Here is a 16,054-nt window from a genome sequence, read left to right on the forward strand (position 1 = left end):
CCCTGGACCCGTGACGTGGTGTCGGTGAACGCCTTCCACGTCGACGTCCCGGCCGTCTCTACCAGACGACCACCGCAGGCGGCACGGTAACCCGCTATCTCTACGACAACACCAACATCATCGGCGAATACGACGCCTCCAACACTCTGCTGCGCCGTTACGTGCACGGCCCAGGCACGGACGAGCCGCTGGCGCGTTACACCGGTGACGGAACCACCGCCGAGTGGCTGCTGCCCGACCATCAAGGCTCGATCGTGGCCGTGACCAACACCAGCGGCGCGATCGCCACCACCACCGTCAACAGCACCACCGTACGGCTGACCTACGCCTATGACGAATACGGCGCGCCCGGAGCCAGCAATGTCGGCCTCTTCCAATACACCGGCCAGATCTATCTCGCTGACCTGTCGCTCTATCACTACAAGGCCCGCGCCTATTCGCCCTTCTATGGCCGCTTCCTACAGACCGACCCCACCGGCTATGACGACGGCCTCAACTGGTACGCCTATGTCGGCAACGACCCAATGAACAAGAGTGATCCAACGGGAGAGACGACCTTAAACGTGGGCTTTGGCGCCGCTTTCGTTACCCCTTTCTCCGGTGACTCCGAAGAAGTGGGCGTTTGGGTCAGCCTTGATAAGGGGCAGGTGGACGCTGGCCTCTACCGATCAGGAAGCGACCAATTGCGCGGGGCGATGCTCTCTGCTGGACCATCGTTTGGGGCCGCTCGCGGTGGGGTGAACGAACTGCGAGGGGTCAATAATACTAGAAGCTATGCCCTTGGAGCCACGATCACGCGATCCACGCCTGCGGATACTGAGAAAAGAACATCCGGCGTTTCTACGGACGCAACAATAGGCAAGGGGCCCGGCATCCCCAAAAGCTTTGACGTCAGAGGCCGCGCCAACACCTCAGAGCGGATCGGTGTCGGTTATGCGAAGGGACCCGTGACGACACAGGCTGTATCCGTCAGAGAAACCGTGTCAGACTTAAAGAACAAAGTAACAGGGTTTATTGCGCAGGCTGCAGAAGCAGCTAAGCAAGCGGTCTGCCCAGACCCAAAGGTATGCCGTTAGGAACACGATGAAAACCTTTCTCAAGGCTGTCCCATGGCAAACTTGGCTCGTCATGGTCGGGTACGTCATCTATTCCAACTTCTTCGCGCCGCAAAAGTGGGTAGAAAATGATCTATGGCTAATCGGCGGCATCGCAATATTCTGGATTAGCTTCTTTTCGTTTCGTGCGCTTAATGTTCGGAAACGTCTTTAGTCGGGTATAAAGGTTCGCTACCGACGGTGCGTTTCTGCATCCTGGGAAGAGGATGACGGGCTGAAGGTGCTTACCACACCTGAGGCACTCACTTCGAAGCGTCGTGATCGAGGGGGCTCTGCACCATGTGTGGAGCCCTCAGCGCGCGTTCGTCTGGTTTCGAGACAATCTTCAGACGATAGCGACGCTGGATCGGTCGGTCCGGAGAGCCAGCGAACTGGTTGCTCAGCTGGAAGCGCTTCTGATCCGGGCCTCGGGGATGGTCGACACGCGAACTGTAACCTTGATCGGCTGAGAACGCGGCGATTGCCAACGGCCACCTCAAGCCGGGGATGCACGTTCTCAGCAAGCCGTTCCCGATGGATGAGCTGGCGGCCCGGATCGAATCGATCATAGAGAACTAAGCCGGCTTTTGCGCTGTTTGTACGCATCCGGTGAGCACCGCGGCACCTAGGGTCGACCAGCGAATGTGTACCCCGGGGTAGATGCTGGATGCTGTTCATGTGAGGTTTGGGAACCCCAAACGCAGGCCGAAAGTCGATGATGGATTTGGCTCAGAGTGACGACTTTCACGACGGAAACATGCTTGCGATCGATCTCGATCTGGCACGAGGTGTTCTGACTTGTCGTCTAGAGGTCTATCTATCAGCACAGACGCCGCGCAGTCGCACACCGATCAAGGTCGAGTTCCAGAATGTGCGGAACTTCTCTGCAACTGCTGATTTGGCGACGCTCCGCGAACATACGGCCTTTGGCAATATAGCGCATTGGACACCGCGCAAGGGCTTCAATCTGATCAGCTTGGCCGCAGGCGCTATGACCTTCGAGGCGAGTGAATTCGAGGTTGCAGCTGCCGGCCCGCTCTAAGGCGGTCTATCCGTCAGGCCGCCCGCGCTGATGCGGCACTGGATCGCCAATTCCACGGCAGGAGCTCGTCGATCTGCTGAGCGTGATGCTCGGCGATGCGGGCCAGGACGTCGGCGAGCCAAACCTGCGGATCGACGTCATTCATCTTGGCTGTGACGATCAGGCTGTAGAGGGTCGCCGCGCGCTGGCCGCCGCGATCCGAGCCGCAGAACAGCCAAGACTTGCGGCCGAGAGCGATGCCGCGCAGCGCGCGCTCGGCGGCGTTGTTGCTGAGACAGACGCGGCCATCGTCGAGGAAGCGAACGAACGAGGGCCAGCGCCGCAGCATGTAGTGGATGGCCTTGGCCAGGTCGTGAGCGCGGGTGAGCTTGTCGCGCGTTTCGTGCAGCCAGGCCTCCAATTCGGCGACCAAGGGCTTGCTGCGGGCTTGCCGGACCTCTTTTCGCTCCACAGGCGAAAGGCCCAAGATCTCGCGCTCGATGGCGAAGATGGCGTCGATGCGCACCACGGCTTCGAGGGCCAACGGGTAAACCGACTTCGGCTTCTGCCCGCGCGCCTTGCTGTGCGCGGCGGCCTCGACATCGGCCAGCTCGAAGAACTTGCGCCGGGCGTGGGCCCAGCGGCCAGCCTCGAGCACGGGCGCGGGCTGGCGGCCTGGTGCGTAGAGCTCGCCATAGCCGCCGTAGGCGTCGGCCTGCAGGACGCCCGACCATGTCGCCAGATGGCCGATGGGATGAGCGCCGCGCCGATCGCGCGAATAGTAGAAGATCGCTGCTGGCGGCGCTGGCCCCGCGAAGGGCTTGTCGTCGCGGACATAGACCCACAATCGACCGGTGTCGGTCTTGCCCTTGGCCAGGACCGGGACCGTGGTGTCGTCGCCATGCAGTCGCTCGGCGGCCAAGACGTGGGCCTCGATGCGCTGGAAGAGCGGCATCAGAACCGCGGCGCAGGCCCCGACCTGATCGGCCAGGGTAGAGAGGCTAAGCGGCACACCCTCCTTGGCGTAGCGCTCGGCCTGGCGATTGAGCGGCTGATGCTGGCCGAACTTCTCAAACAGGATCATGGCCAGGAGGCTGGGCCGGCCCAGCCGCGAGCGATGACATGGAAGGGCGCGGGCGCCTGGCTGATCGCCTCGCAGTCCCGGCACGTGAACTTCTCGCGCACGTGCTGGATGACCTTCCACTGGCGCGGCACGACCTCCAGCGTCTCGGTGATGTCCTCGCCCAGTTTGGACAGACGCGTGCCGCCACAGGCGACGCAGGCGCACGGCCCCTCGATGACGACGCGCTCGCGCGGCAGGTGCTCGGGGAAGGGCTTTCTGGATGGCCGCTTGCGCTCGAACGGAGCGACCTTCGTCGTCTTGGCCGCGGCGATCTCTGCCGCCAGCTCGTCCTCGCTGGCTGAGGCTTCCAGCTCCTCCAGCTGCAGCTCCAACTGATCGAGCAGCCGATCGGTGCGCTCCGAGGACGCGCCAAAGCGCTCGCGTCGCAGCTTGGCGATCTGCAGCTTCAGATGGGCGATGAGCGCCTGAGAATCCGAGACCTGCGCCTTGGCCTCGGCGGCTTCGGCCTGAATGATATCGAGCTTGTCCCTGGCAACGGCGAGCGCAGCCTCCGCCAGATCAGCTCTGGCCCGCATGGCCGCCAGCGCCGCCTTCAGCGCTTCGACATCATCCGGCAGGGCCTCTGGCATGGCGTCCATAGCTCGATGGAATCATAAATCCGATCGCTTGTGGCGCCCCTAAATGCAGGCCCGGCGAAGAAAGATCAGGGCCTATCCCGCGCTGACCGGACGCCAGGTGTGCTGGGGGTTACGCCAGTCGATGCCTTCCAGCATGTAGCCCAACTGGGCACCCGTCAGCGCCACGGCGCCGCCCTTGGCGACGGGCCAAACGAAGCGTCCGCGATCCAGGCGCTTGGCATAGAGCGACATGCCCAGGCCGTCGTGCCACAGGACTTTCACCAGGCTGCCGCCGCGGCCACGAAACACGAAGAGATCGCCGGCGTGCGGATCGCGCTTGAGCTGCTCCTGGACCAGCAGGGCCAAGCCTTGCATGCCCTTCCTCATGTCCGTGTGGCCTGTGGCGATCCAGATCCGCACCCCGCTGGGGATGGCGATCATCGCAGGGCTCGCAGCGTCGCTGTCACCAAGCTAGCAGGCGCCTCAGCACTGATGCTGACCCTCGTGCCGCCGGCCAGCTCGACAACGATTGAACCTTGCTCAGCACATACCTGCGGCCGCCGGCCTTCCTCCACCAAGAGCGCCGGCGCGAAGGCCGGGGCAGCGCTCATCCCAATGGCCTCCTGGCGCCACTTGTAGATCAAGCTCGTCGAAATCTCGTACTCGCGCGCCACCTCAACGACGATGGCGCCAGGCGCAAAGGCAGCCTCCAGGACCGCCCGCTTGGCCTCGGCAGACCATCGCCGACGCCGCTCCGGGCCCATGATCAATGTCGAATGGCTCATGCCTGCTGCTTTGCGTACTCGTAAGGACGTCCTTACGAGCGCAGCATCAGCAAACCCGCCCCCACGACAAGGCGGCCCTCACCGCAGGGTTACGATACTCAAGCGCCCCGCACCGTCACGGTGCGAGGTCGATAGAGTGGTGGCGCTGTAGCTTGGGCGTGCCGCTGAGGCCGGGCCGGGCTACGCTCTGCCGAAGCCGCCGCCGTTGGCGCGTCCAACTTGATCATGCTTGGCCTTGCGATCAACGCGTTAGCGGCCTTTCCTAACCGATCGAACGTACTGCCCGCTAAGGATCGATCTCGCCCCCGCGCCTGGTGGGCTGAACGTCGTCTTCCTGGAGATGCGCCAAACGTCCGGTGATGGCGCAACGCGCGCGCAACTACTCGTCGCCTACCCGTCGAGCTAGGGCTTGCGCGTGTCGCCCAGCAAGCGTGGGTCAAATTGGAAGGCCTCGTTCTTTATCAGGCGCACCTCGGCGAACGCTGCATGGCGCGGGTTGATCAGCGTGTTGATCTCTTGAGGCACCACGAGGCTAGGCACGCGTAGGGTCAGAGCCTGTCCGAACTCGAGGAAAGCATCGCCGGTAGCAACAGTGTTGTCCGGCAGAGCCTCCAGCAACTGAGTCGGCGCATCGTCCGGCGTCTCGATGGAGAGCAATCGGTAATCGTTGGGGATCAATTCCGGTGGCAGGTCCAAGTGGACCAAGACCTCCAGCACCGCTAGGCTCGGATTGGCGGCGGTGTAGAGCATCGGCCGCCCTGGCGAGTTCCACCGCCCGCCAAAAAGGCGAGCGCCTTCGCCGTCCAGGCCGACGAAAGCCGCCTTCGCGATGCGATGGACTATCAAGCCGCCAAGCCGTGAGCGATCTGGCCAAGCAGTCGTTCGACACTTTGCGCGCCAAAATCCGTGTCGGCCATCGACATGGGCGCCTGACCCTCAAGGGCGCGATTTGGGCGCTCGAGCCAAGTCATGGCTCGTTCGCGGTCGCCGATAGTCTCCTCGGCGGCGGCGACCATCCGAGCGATCCGAACCATCCGGTCGGACTCGGAGGTGTCGAGCGGTTGATTGGCGTCTCGCCGGCGCACGAACGTGCGGCGCGCCATCACATAGGGTTCGATCGCCGAGAACGGTTGATGTGTTGCGGCGAGAAATTCGTCCACGGCCGCCGCAGGCAGGCCGCGACGCACCAGGCGCACGATGTCGAACTCCGTGACCAGGCGACCGATGACGGCCTCTCCGCCAAGCAGCTCCTGGATTTTCGCGACGGGCGCCATTTTTCTGCATGCCAAACGCCGCCATATCGGCGGCATTTTGAACATAGTCGGTTATGTCTATAGCGGCAAGGCACGCGTAGCCTTTGCCAAACGGATGTGGCGCTGGTCTTTGAGACGTCTAGCAATCTGCGCGCATGCCGCCTTCGACTCGGGACCAGGAAGCTTGAGAGCACGGTCTGAAAGTCAGGCATCGAGGTTGATGACGCCCATGAAGTCTCAGATCGACCTCTAGCTCGCGAATTCCACCCGCGTAGCGGCAGAGGCTCTTTTGCTGCGCGCGCTCATGAATGTCGGGCTCCTGGAGCGCATCAATGTCGGCGCCTGGCGCAGCGCAGTCGGTGATGCGGACCTTCGGATCGGCTGCGAAGGGTGGCTAGGAGGCCTTCCGGCTTCCGACCGATCGCTCGAACAGGGCTAGCCTTCTAAGAAGCTCACGGCGGAGGCGTCGAGCAAATTGACGGATTGCGCCCCGCCCGCACGAGGCCAAGACCAGAGCTATCGCGCGAGCGCGGACCCCTTCCAAGCTGGCCTACGGTAGTTTCCCGACATTCAGCCTCCAGGAAGGATAAGGGCGGCTAGGGCGTGATGCCGGGAATTATTGGATCAAGTCCCGCCGGCAGCTCGGGCAGAGGGCTCGGGCACTTCGACGTCCAGTTGGCCCGGAATGCCGTGGTCGCGTTCCATTGCTCGATCACGCCCATGCTAACGCCGGGTTGTAGCGGCTCCCGCGGCGTCTCTGGCTCCAAGTCCGCGCTGCCGCCCTCGACGATGAAGTGACGGAAGCCGACGTAAGCCCCAAACGCGTTCTTGCCGTCGACCTCGCCGCATACGGCCTGGTCCGACTTCTTCACGTCTCGAAACTGCGCCGAGGCGGGATCGCGTAGGCTTGCTGCAACGAGCTTCTTCGCCTCGGCGGGTCGATCGTCGTGCGTCAAGGCGAAGAACACGCCCCAGATCGCAACCGCGCCCACGGCAAGAGCGCCGGTCTTCCAGTCGATCGCCATTTCCCCTCCAACAAGGATAAGGGCAGCTAGATAGCCGCCGCCCCCTCCCGGGCCTAGCCGCCGAAGATGAAGTCGGTTTTGTAGTAACCCTTGGCGGGATCGAGGATATCGATCGCGAACGGGGCTGAGCCGTCGGCAAGATCCAGCAGCCAGGCGTCATTCGACTTCGCCATGACACCGACGTTGGCTTTCACCGCCTCTGCCAGCAGCCAGCCGACCATTGCCGCTTTGGTCCCCTGGCCGTTGACGCCATCGCCGCCGTAGCTCGCAAAGTAATCGACGCGTGTGTCGATCAGGGCGTGGACCTTGGCGTCGGTCGGAGTGGCGCCGAAGATGGTCGCGTAGGCCTTCTTGGTGGCGTCGAGAAGCGAGAGGCTACCGTAATCGGCCGTGAACTTGGTGGCGCCTTCGCCGACCTTGCCGAGGTTCACTGCGAAGTTGATGTAACGGTTTTCCAGATTGAACGACTGGTAGTAGGCGCTGTTGAGGTTGTTGGCGTTCGGGCCCGTCGGCGAGACCAGATAGTCGACACCCGTCTGGCCAGGGATTTTACCGGTGAAGAACTCATAGGCCATGGTCGCCACCGAAGTCGTCGCATCGGCGGCGTTGATTATGGAGGTGATGGCCGCGCTGGCCGTGATCTTGCCACCGGTGTAGTCCGCCAGAACGCCGGCGGTGAAGCTGCTGTTGGCGCGAAGGATCGCAAGGCCAGCTGCTTCGATTGACGTTGATGTGCCATCATTTTTGTTATTTGCGTAATAGTCAACAACACCAGACAGTCCGTAAACGCCTGTAGTTGTTAGATTGCTATAGAAGATTGAGAGTTTGTAGGTGCCGGAATAATCCGGCTTGAAGTTGATGATGGAGTCGGTCGGATATTTGTCATAAAGTCCGATGTCGTCACCATCTGTGAACAGTAGAAGATAGCCATCGGCATCGTAGATCGATAACGATACTTGGTAGGTTCCCGTCGCCACGAAGGTGTAGCTCGAGCCGGCCGTAAGATTCACCGTGATGTAGTCGATGACCTCGCCGGAGGTGAATTGGCCGCCCAGGCTTCCAATGCCGTCAAAAGTTGTCGCGGTCGGATCCGGCGAGAACGTCAGGGCGGCGTCTGGAAACTGCCAAGACGAAGACCCAACCACCGTCGCCACGTTCGACGTGGTCCAAAAAGGATTCCTTGGCACTCGTTCCCCTCGACCGCTACGCGGCCCCAAACCCCTGCGCCGACAGTTGGGCAGGTCAATTGCTCAGCCTTAGATGGCGAAACGCTACCATAGCGAGGCCAAACTCCGTTGGGCAACTACCGGAAAGCGCAGAACGGGGAGGGCGAGGTTCTCGGTCGCGATCCTCGGGCACTAGCCATAGTGGATCGAGTTGCAAGCGAGGGGAGAGGTGATCCCTGCTCCGGCGCGCCGTCGCCAGCAGCTGCTCGTAGATGGTCTCGACGGGATCATCCGCCAAGGCCAGATCGGCCAGGGAACTGCAGGAGCGGCATTGCGGACGATCCAGACGGCCGGGGACGGTCGATCACGCCCGTGTACATGGCGCGCTGAATGTCAGGTTCTTGGAAGGGAGCCAACGTCAGCAACTGGCGCGGCCCGGCCGGTGCACGGCGGGCGAGCAGCTCCGATCTCTTGCCATGGATTGGAGCTCAGGCAAGCACAGCGCGAGGTTCCAGGTAGGCCTCTAATCCAAACCGGCCGTATTCACGGCCGATGCCGGACTGCTTGAAGCCGCCGAAAGGCGCCAGCGGTTCGTGCGGCGCGCCATTGATGACCACCCGCCCGCTTTCCAGCCGATCGGCCACGGCGCGCGCATGATCCAGGTCGGAGCTCGCCACATAGGCCTGCAGGCCGTAGGTCGTGTCGTTGGCGATGGCGATGGCCTCTTCTTCATCCTCGTACGGGATGACGCAGAGCACCGGCCCGAAGATCTCCTCGCGAGCGATTCGCATAACGTTAGTGACGCCGACGAAGACCGTCGGCCGCACGAACCAGCCCCGGTCCAAACCTTCCGGGCGGCCTTCGCCGCCGATCAGCAGCTGCGCGCCTTCTCTCTGGCCCAGGCGGATGTAGCCCTGTACGCGGTCCCATTGGCTCTGGCTGACCATGGGGCCGATCATGACCGTCGGATCGGTGGTCTCGCCAACCTTGATGCTCCCGACAACCGCTCTGAGCCGCTCGAGGATTTCCGGCAGGCGCGACTTCGGCGCCAGGATTCGGGTCCCTGCTACGCAGGCCTGGCCGCTGTTGCCAAGCCCCATCATCGCCGCCGTCGGGATCGCGGCGTCCAGGTCGGCGTCCTCCAGGATGAGGTTGGGGCCCTTGCCGCCCAGCTCCAAGGTCACCCGTTTCATGGTCTCGGAGGCGGCGCGCAGGATTGCGCGGCCCACAGCCGTCGAGCCGGTGAAGCTGACCTTGGCGATATCGGGGTGCGCGCTCAACTCGGCGCCGACAACCTCGCCGCGGCCGTTGACGATGTTGAAGGCGCCTGGTGGCAGGCCCGCCTCGTGCAAGGCGCGCATCAGGACGTCGGTCTGGCTGGCGCTCATCTCGCTGGGCTTGACGACCATGGTGCAGCCGGCGGCGATGGCGGTCGCGAGCTTGCCGCAGATGAAGCCGTAATTGCTGTTCCAAGGCGTGATCGCGGCCGCCACGCCCAGCGGCTGCAGGGTGACCGCGGCCCGGCCAATGGTCTGGCTGAAGTCGAAGTCCTCGAGGGTCTTGGCCATGTCGAGGAAGACGCTCGCGGAACGCCGCGCCGAGAAGTCCACGAAATAGGCCGGCGCGCCGTATTCCTCGACCATGGCGGCGGCCAGGGCGTCGGCGTGCGGAGCGACCGCGTCGTGCAGGCCACGCAGCATCGCGATCCGCTCGGTCTTGCTGGTGCGCGAGAAGGCGGGGAAGGCGCGCTTGGCCGCGGCGACCGCGGCGCGGGCGTCTTCCACATCGCCCAGACGGACCTGGCCGATCTTCTCCTCGGTGGCGGGGTTGAAGAGGTCGAACAGCTCATCGCCGCGCGGCGTGACGAACTGACCGTCGATGTAGATTTTGTCGAGGGTGCGCATGGCGGGTTCCTTCCTCTGGGGACGGCTAGAAAGGTGACCTCGCGCCGCTGATCTGATAAGCCGATCAAATCGCCACAGACTGATGCAGAAAATCGCGCAATGAGAGCCAGCCAGATTGAGCTCGAAGTCGTGGTGGCCGTAGCGCGGCGGGGGGGCTTTCGGGCTGCGGCGCGCGAACTGGGGATGGCGTCATCGGCGCTCAGTCACGCGGTGCGGGCTCTAGAGACGCGGCTAGGCGTGCGCCTGTTCAATCGCACAACCCGCAGCGTCGCCCTGTCGGTGGAGGGCGAGCAGTTTGTCGCTGAGGTCGCGCCAGCGCTGGCGGCGATCAGCGCGGCGATCGCGCGGATCGAAGCGCATCGCGCCGAGCCCTCGGGTCAGTTGCGGCTGAATATGGCGCCGGGCGCGGCGCGCATGATCCTGACGTCCATCATCTTCGAATATATGCGGCAATACCCGCAGGTCGACGTCGAGATCGTCACCGAAGGCGCCTTGGTCGACATCGTGGGCCAGGGCTTCGACGCCGGCGTGCGGCTGGCCGAGTTCGTTCCGCCGGACATGATCCCCGTGCCGATCTCGCGCACGATGCGCTCGATCGTCGTCGGCTCCCCGGCCTATTTCGAAGGGAGGCCACGGCCGAAGACCCCACAGGACCTGCTCGCGCACCGCTGCATCCGCGCGCGCATGGCCAGCGGGGCGATCTACCGCTGGGAGTTCGAAAGGCGCGGTCGAAGTCTCCAGCTGGACGTGCCTGGCGACCTGACATTGGACGAGAGCGATCTGATGCTCACGGCCGCCCTGGCCGGTCAGGGGCTGGCCTATCTTTCGGAGCCGTCCACCGCACAGCACATCGCTGCCGGGCGACTGGTGGCGGTGCTGGAGGACTGGTCGCCGGCCTATCCAGGCCTTTGTCTATATTATCCCAGCGGGCGCAACATTCCGGCGCGGTTGAGGACGTTCATCGACTTTATCCGAAAGGGAAGCTGATCTTCGGTTGGCGGTTGCGGCCGAGCACCGCTGGCGAGCTTGATCACCGCTGGTGACCGACGCAGAGGCCGCCAATTGCGACCACGCCGCAGGCGGCGATACGGGAAACGCTCAGACGCTTATTGAGGAAGAAGCGGGCGTCAGCTGCAACAGGTCGGTGCTGAGCACCTTAAGCGCCGCCCTAAACGTCGCCGTTCTGGAGCGACGCCAACCTAAGGTGATGGCGCGCAGCCGAAAGAACGGGAAGGACGAATACGGCCCAAACCCGCTTTCGTGAAATAATACCATTTCGATGACGGAAACCGCGCGGGCCTGCATCGCTCCCTGTAAGACAAAGAAGCGTTTGACGCAGGAGGAAGGTGTTTGGACGGGCGCGCGCGCGTAGTGGCGTGGCTGGGACGGGAAATCCTGCCCCATGAAGCGAGCGTGCGCGTGTGGTTGCGGCGCTCATTCGCCGCCGCGGGCGAGGTCGATGATATCCTTCAGGAGACCTATTGCCGCTTGGCCGCCCTTAGCACCACCGATCACATCGCCGAGCCCCGCGCCTACTTCTTCCAGGCCGCGCGTAGCGTGGCCTTGGAGCAGATTCGCCGCGCGCGGGTCGTGCGGATCGACACCGTCAGCGAGATCGAGGCGCTGGACCTGGCGGTGGAGGACCCCTCGGCCGAGCGGATCGTTTCGGGCCGGCGAGAGCTGGAGCGGGTGCGCCGACTGATCGCGGCCTTGCCGGACCGTTGCCGCCGGATCTTCGAAATGCGCAAGATCGAGGGTGTGTCCCAGCGTGAGATCGCTCAGCGGCTAGGGGTGACCGAGCATGTCGTCGAGAACGAGGCGGTAAGGGGGCTTCGCGCCATCCTCGCGGCCATGACCGAACAGGACGCGCCCGCCGGCGCTCAGGAACCGAGAAAGACGACAGATGGTCGAACGCGAAAGCGCCGCTGACATCGAGGCGGACGCCGCCCGGTGGGTGGTCCGCGTCGATCGCGACCCCAAACTGCGCGCCGAACTGGAGACCTGGCTTGCTGGCGATCGCCGCCGCGTGGGCGCCTACGCTCGGGCCGAGGCCGGCTGGACGCATTTGGATCGCGCGAGCGTGTTGGCGGCCGAGGCGCCGCGGGCAAGGCCGCTCCTGCGCCGTCGCGGGGTCATCGGCGGCCTTGGGGCCGTGGCGGCCGGCCTGGCCGCCAGCCTCGTCGCGCCGCGTCTGTTGGCCCGGCGTTACGAGACGGCCTTGGGAGAGATCCGCCGCGTGCCGATGGCCGACGGCTCGGTGGCGGCGATCAACACCAGCTCCGAGCTGGAAGTGAGCATGCAGCCGCGCCTGCGCGCCGTGAGGCTGGAGCGCGGCGAAGCCTGGTTCGCCGTGGCCAAGGATCCAGGCCGCCCGTTCGTGGTCGAAAGTGGTCCGGTTCGGGTGCGGGCGGTCGGCACCGCCTTCTCGGTGCGCAAGCGCGAGGGTGGCAGCGACATCTTGGTGACCGAGGGTGTGGTCGAGGTATGGACCGAGGATGGCAAGACGCCGCCGCGTCGCGTGGCCGCCGGTGAGCGGGTCTTCGCCGACAACGGCTCCGGCGTCCTGTCGCCGCCCAAGGCCGACGCCGATCTGAGCCGGCAGCTGGCTTGGCGCGATGGTCAGATCGTGCTCGACGGCCAGACGCTGACCGAGGCCGCCGCCGAGTTCAACCGCTACAATGATCGCAAGATCGAGGTCGCCGACGCGCGCCTGGCCGACGAGCGCTTCGTCGGCTGGTTCCGGACCAACGATCCTGAAGGCTTCGCCGAAGCCGCCGCCACCACCTTCAACGGCAAGGTCAGTCTGCGTGGCGACGCCATCGTGCTGCGGGGCGGTTGAGGCGTTTCATAAAAAATTCGCCGATGTCTGACGGAAACCGGTTTCCGCGTCATCGCTCAAGACAGGCGCTCCCAGAAGCGCCGCTTGAAACGAAACCGAGAGGGAGGGCCCGCATGCGAACGTCGCTGCGTATCCAAGACAAGTTCTATCTGATGCTCGCGGCTAGCGCGACGACGCTGCTGGTCGCGTCCGGCGCGCATGCGCAAGTGCGCAAGTTCGACATTTCCGAACAGCCCGCCGCCACCGGCATTCCCCAATTTGGCAAGCAAGCCGAGCTGCAGATCCTGGCCCCGCAGGGCGTGGTCCATGGCAAGCGCGTCAATGCCGTTCGCGGGGCCTATACCGTCGAGGAAGGCCTGGCGCGCCTGCTGCGCGGCGGCGACCTGACCGTCGTTTCCAATAACGGCCGCACCGCGGTGCTGGGCCAGACGGCCTCGCTGCAGCTGGCGTCCAACGCCGCCGTGCCGATGATCGCCGCCCAGGCCGCGGCTCCTATCGCCGCGACGCAGGAAGACGACACCGCGTCCGAGGTCGACGCCATCGTGGTCACCGGCTTTCGCGCGAGCCTGCAGAGCGCCATGAACATCAAGCGCCGGTCCAGCGGCGTGGTCGACGTCATCAAGGCCGAGGACATCGCCGACTTCCCGGACGCCAACCTGGCGGAATCGATCCAACGCGTCCCGGGCGTCTCGATCGCCCGCGACGCCGGCGAGGGCCGCCAGATCACGGTTCGGGGTCTGGGGCCGCAGTTCACGCGCGTGCGCATCAACGGCGTCGAAGGTCAGAGCACGGCCAGCGGCACCGACAGTTCGGGCGGGGCCAACCGCAACCGCGCCTTCGACTTCAACGTCTTCGCCTCGGAGCTCTTCAACAGCATCACCGTGCGCAAGACAGCCTCGGCCCAGACCGAGGAGGGCTCGCTGGGCGCGACGGTCGACCTGCAGACCGGCCGGCCGTTCGACTACAAGGGCGCCACCCTCGTGGTCTCGGCTCAGGAGGGCTACAACGATCTCTCCAAGTCGTGGGATCCGCGCTTGGCGGTGCTGGCCTCCAACACCTGGTTCGACGGCAAGCTGGGGGCGCTGGTCTCGGTGGCCTACACCGAGCGCGGCCTGCTCGAGGAAGGCCACGGCTCGGGCGGCTGGTTGAACGGCGCGGAAGTGGGCGGCTTCAGCCCGGCCTCCACCTTCACCCAGGCCAGTTCGGCCTCGGTGTTCACCCCGCGCTTCCCGCGCTATGGCCGTCTGACCCACGAGCAAAAGCGCCTGGGGATCACCGGCTCGTTCCAGATGCGTCCGGACGAGCGCACCCTGATCGGCCTGGACGTCCTTTATTCGGACTTCAAGGCCACCCGCGAGGAGAACTGGCTAGAGGCCCTGTCCTTCGCCCGCAACGCCTCGCAGGGCGGGCGTCCGGAGATCATCGTCCGTGACGGCGTGGTCAATGCGAAAGGCGACATGGTCTACGGCCTGTTCGACGACGTCGATGTCGAGAGCGAGACCCGGTTCGACAAGCTCGACACCGAATATACCCAAGCCACCTTCACCGCCGAGCACCAGTTCGGCGACCGCTTCAAGCTGAGCGGCCTGGCCGGTTTCTCGAAGTCGGACTTCAACAACCCGATCCAGACCACCGTGATCCTGAACCGCGAGAACGCCGACGGCTTCTCGTACGACTACCGCAAAAACGCCAACCTGCCGTCGATGACCTTCGGCTTCGATGTCACCGACCCGCTGGCCTACAATTTCGGCGCCGCGCGGTCGGAGATCCGCCTGCGGCCGCAGGGCGTGACCAACAAGATCGCCACCGCCCAGCTGGACGGCGACTATCGCCTGGCCGACGGTCTGAACCTGAAGGTCGGCGTCAACTTCAAGACGTACGACTTCGACTCGTGGGCCCTGGCCCGGGTCAACGAGTCGGTCGTGCCGACCCTGCCGGCCGGCGTCAGCCTGACCAGCCTGACCAAGCTCGTCTCGGGTTTTGGCAAGGGCCTGGGGGCTACGGGCATCCCGACGAGCTGGGCCGCCCCGGACCTGAACGCCTTCGCCAAGCTTTACAACATCTATAGCGGCGCGGGCCTCTTCGAACTCAGCGGCGCCACCAACGCCAACGCCCGCGGCAACATCCGCAGCGTGGAAGAGAAGGACAGCGCCGCCTACGCGCAGCTGGACTTCCAGACCGAGACCTTCGCCTGGCCAATCCGCGGCGATATCGGCGTGCGCTACGTCAAGACCGAGCAGAGCTCGACGGGCTATCAACTGGTGGCCGGGGCGGCGCAGCAGACGACGGTCAAGCGCGACTACGACGATATCCTGCCGGCGCTGAACCTGACGGCGGAAGTGACGCCGGACTTCCTGCTGCGCTTTGGCGCGGCCAAGGTCATGACCCGCCCGAACCTGGGCAGCTTGACCCCCGGCGGCAGCCTGTCGACCGTGGGCGTGTTCAGCGTCAGCTCGGGCAATCCGAACCTGAAACCGATCCGCGCCACGACCTACGACCTGTCGGCCGAATGGTACTTCGCCAAGGATGGCTTGCTGTCGGTCGGCCTGTTCTACAAGGACATCGACAGCTACATCCAGACCTCGCGGATCTCACAGCCGTTCAGCGCCTCGGGCCTGCCGGTCAGCCTTCTGGACGGCCTGGGCGTCTCGGCCAGCGACACCTTCCTGTTCAGTCAGCCGGTCAATACCAAGGGCGGCCCGCTGAAGGGGATCGAGGTCAGCTACCAGCAGCCGTTCAGCTTCCTGCCGGGCGTGCTCAAGCACACCGGCGCGATCCTCAACGCCACGATCGTCGACTCCAAGATCGACTACATCTCGGCCCGCTCGCCGACCGGCTTCGTGCAGAACGACCTGGTCGGCCTGTCGAAGAACGCCTTCAACGTCACCCTCTACTACGAGGACGAGGCGTTCAGCGCCCGCGTGTCGGCGGCCTATCGCGACAAGTACCTGACCGCCGTGCCCAGCGGCACCAGCACCAACGACATCGATGGCGTGCGCTCGATCACCACGATCGACGCCTCGGCGTCCTACGCGATCAACAAGCAGCTGAAGCTGACGTTCGAGGGGCTGAACCTGACCGACGCCTTCAACAATCAGTACACCGACAGCAACCGCGACAGCGTCTACGTCTATTCGCATACCGGCCGACAGTTCAATTTCGGTCTGAGGTACAGCTTCTAGGCCTTTCATTCCTCCTCCCCGAGGATCTATCAGGGCGTCGGCTGTCCTCCCGGCCGGCGCCCGCCCTCTTTCGAAAGAGGCCTC

At 64.4% G+C, this 16,054-nt stretch carries 15 protein-coding genes; 7 read left to right on the forward strand and 8 right to left on the reverse strand.

The features are described 5' to 3' along the window. The first annotated feature begins 260 nt into the window (after positions 1-260). Both J7528_RS15000 and J7528_RS15005 read left to right on the forward strand, forming a co-directional pair. The gene (locus J7528_RS15000; protein ID WP_291875889.1) at positions 261-1,076 is read left to right on the forward strand and encodes an RHS repeat-associated core domain-containing protein; all 816 of its coding nucleotides are present in this window, start codon (positions 261-263) and stop codon (positions 1,074-1,076) included. Positions 1,077-1,812: 736 nt separating this feature from the next. Further along, positions 1,813-2,136: a hypothetical protein gene (locus J7528_RS15005; RefSeq protein ID WP_291875892.1), complete on the forward strand. Its 324-nt coding sequence runs from the start codon at positions 1,813-1,815 to the stop codon at positions 2,134-2,136. 13 nt (positions 2,137-2,149) lie between these two features. Here the strand turns inward: J7528_RS15005 and J7528_RS15010 are convergent. The 8 genes from J7528_RS15010 to J7528_RS15045 all read right to left on the reverse strand — a co-directional run bounded on the left by J7528_RS15010 (position 2,150) and on the right by J7528_RS15045 (position 9,949). Further along, positions 2,150-3,828 (reverse strand): IS66 family transposase gene (locus tag J7528_RS15010; RefSeq protein WP_291876386.1). Its coding sequence is split into 2 segments (ribosomal slippage): positions 2,150-3,210 and positions 3,210-3,828, totalling 1,680 coding nucleotides; the frame shifts between segments, so codons are not numbered across the junction. Between the two features lie 81 nt (positions 3,829-3,909). Then, positions 3,910-4,257, reverse strand: a complete 348-nt coding sequence (gene tnpB / locus J7528_RS15015) for an IS66 family insertion sequence element accessory protein TnpB (protein ID WP_252630377.1) — start codon at positions 4,255-4,257, stop codon at positions 3,910-3,912. After that, positions 4,254-4,601, reverse strand: coding sequence for a transposase (locus tag J7528_RS15020; protein ID WP_291875899.1), 348 nt, complete (start codon positions 4,599-4,601; stop codon positions 4,254-4,256). The genes tnpB and J7528_RS15020 overlap by 4 nt, the downstream gene beginning before the upstream one ends. Positions 4,602-5,003: 402 nt before the next feature. Then, positions 5,004-5,447, reverse strand: a complete 444-nt coding sequence (locus J7528_RS15025; protein WP_291875901.1) for an RES family NAD+ phosphorylase — start codon at positions 5,445-5,447, stop codon at positions 5,004-5,006. Beyond that, positions 5,444-5,875: an antitoxin Xre/MbcA/ParS toxin-binding domain-containing protein gene (locus tag J7528_RS15030; protein WP_291875904.1), complete on the reverse strand. Its 432-nt coding sequence runs from the start codon at positions 5,873-5,875 to the stop codon at positions 5,444-5,446. Before J7528_RS15030 ends, J7528_RS15025 begins: the two co-directional genes overlap by 4 nt. 575 nt (positions 5,876-6,450) lie before the next feature. Then, on the reverse strand, positions 6,451-6,879 hold the full coding sequence (locus tag J7528_RS15035; protein WP_291875906.1) for a hypothetical protein: 429 nt from the start codon (positions 6,877-6,879) through the stop codon (positions 6,451-6,453). 53 nt (positions 6,880-6,932) lie between these two features. After that, the gene (locus tag J7528_RS15040; protein WP_291875909.1) at positions 6,933-8,033 is read right to left on the reverse strand and encodes a hypothetical protein; all 1,101 of its coding nucleotides are present in this window, start codon (positions 8,031-8,033) and stop codon (positions 6,933-6,935) included. Between the two features lie 500 nt (positions 8,034-8,533). Then, positions 8,534-9,949, reverse strand: a complete 1,416-nt coding sequence (locus tag J7528_RS15045) for an aldehyde dehydrogenase family protein (protein WP_291875912.1) — start codon at positions 9,947-9,949, stop codon at positions 8,534-8,536. A 99-nt stretch (positions 9,950-10,048) separates the two neighbouring features. On the opposite strand from J7528_RS15045, the gene J7528_RS15050 reads away from it, so the two are divergent. The 5 genes from J7528_RS15050 to J7528_RS15070 all read left to right on the forward strand — a co-directional run bounded on the left by J7528_RS15050 (position 10,049) and on the right by J7528_RS15070 (position 15,970). Next, complete coding sequence (locus J7528_RS15050) at positions 10,049-10,936, forward strand: LysR family transcriptional regulator (protein WP_291875914.1); 888 nt, start codon at positions 10,049-10,051, stop codon at positions 10,934-10,936. 52 nt (positions 10,937-10,988) lie between these two features. Further along, positions 10,989-11,213: a hypothetical protein gene (locus J7528_RS15055; protein ID WP_291875917.1), complete on the forward strand. Its 225-nt coding sequence runs from the start codon at positions 10,989-10,991 to the stop codon at positions 11,211-11,213. Positions 11,214-11,299: 86 nt separating this feature from the next. Continuing rightward, the gene (locus J7528_RS15060) at positions 11,300-11,878 is read left to right on the forward strand and encodes an RNA polymerase sigma factor (RefSeq protein ID WP_291875919.1); all 579 of its coding nucleotides are present in this window, start codon (positions 11,300-11,302) and stop codon (positions 11,876-11,878) included. Further along, positions 11,853-12,788, forward strand: coding sequence for a FecR domain-containing protein (locus tag J7528_RS15065; protein WP_291875921.1), 936 nt, complete (start codon positions 11,853-11,855; stop codon positions 12,786-12,788). Before J7528_RS15060 ends, J7528_RS15065 begins: the two co-directional genes overlap by 26 nt. Positions 12,789-12,901: 113 nt before the next feature. Continuing rightward, entirely contained in the window at positions 12,902-15,970 is a 3,069-nt protein-coding gene (locus tag J7528_RS15070) for a TonB-dependent receptor (protein ID WP_291875924.1), read from the forward strand. Positions 15,971-16,054: the final 84 nt, after the last annotated feature.

The organism is Caulobacter sp., assembly GCF_017744445.1.
Taxonomy (GTDB): Bacteria; Pseudomonadota; Alphaproteobacteria; order Caulobacterales; family Caulobacteraceae; genus Caulobacter.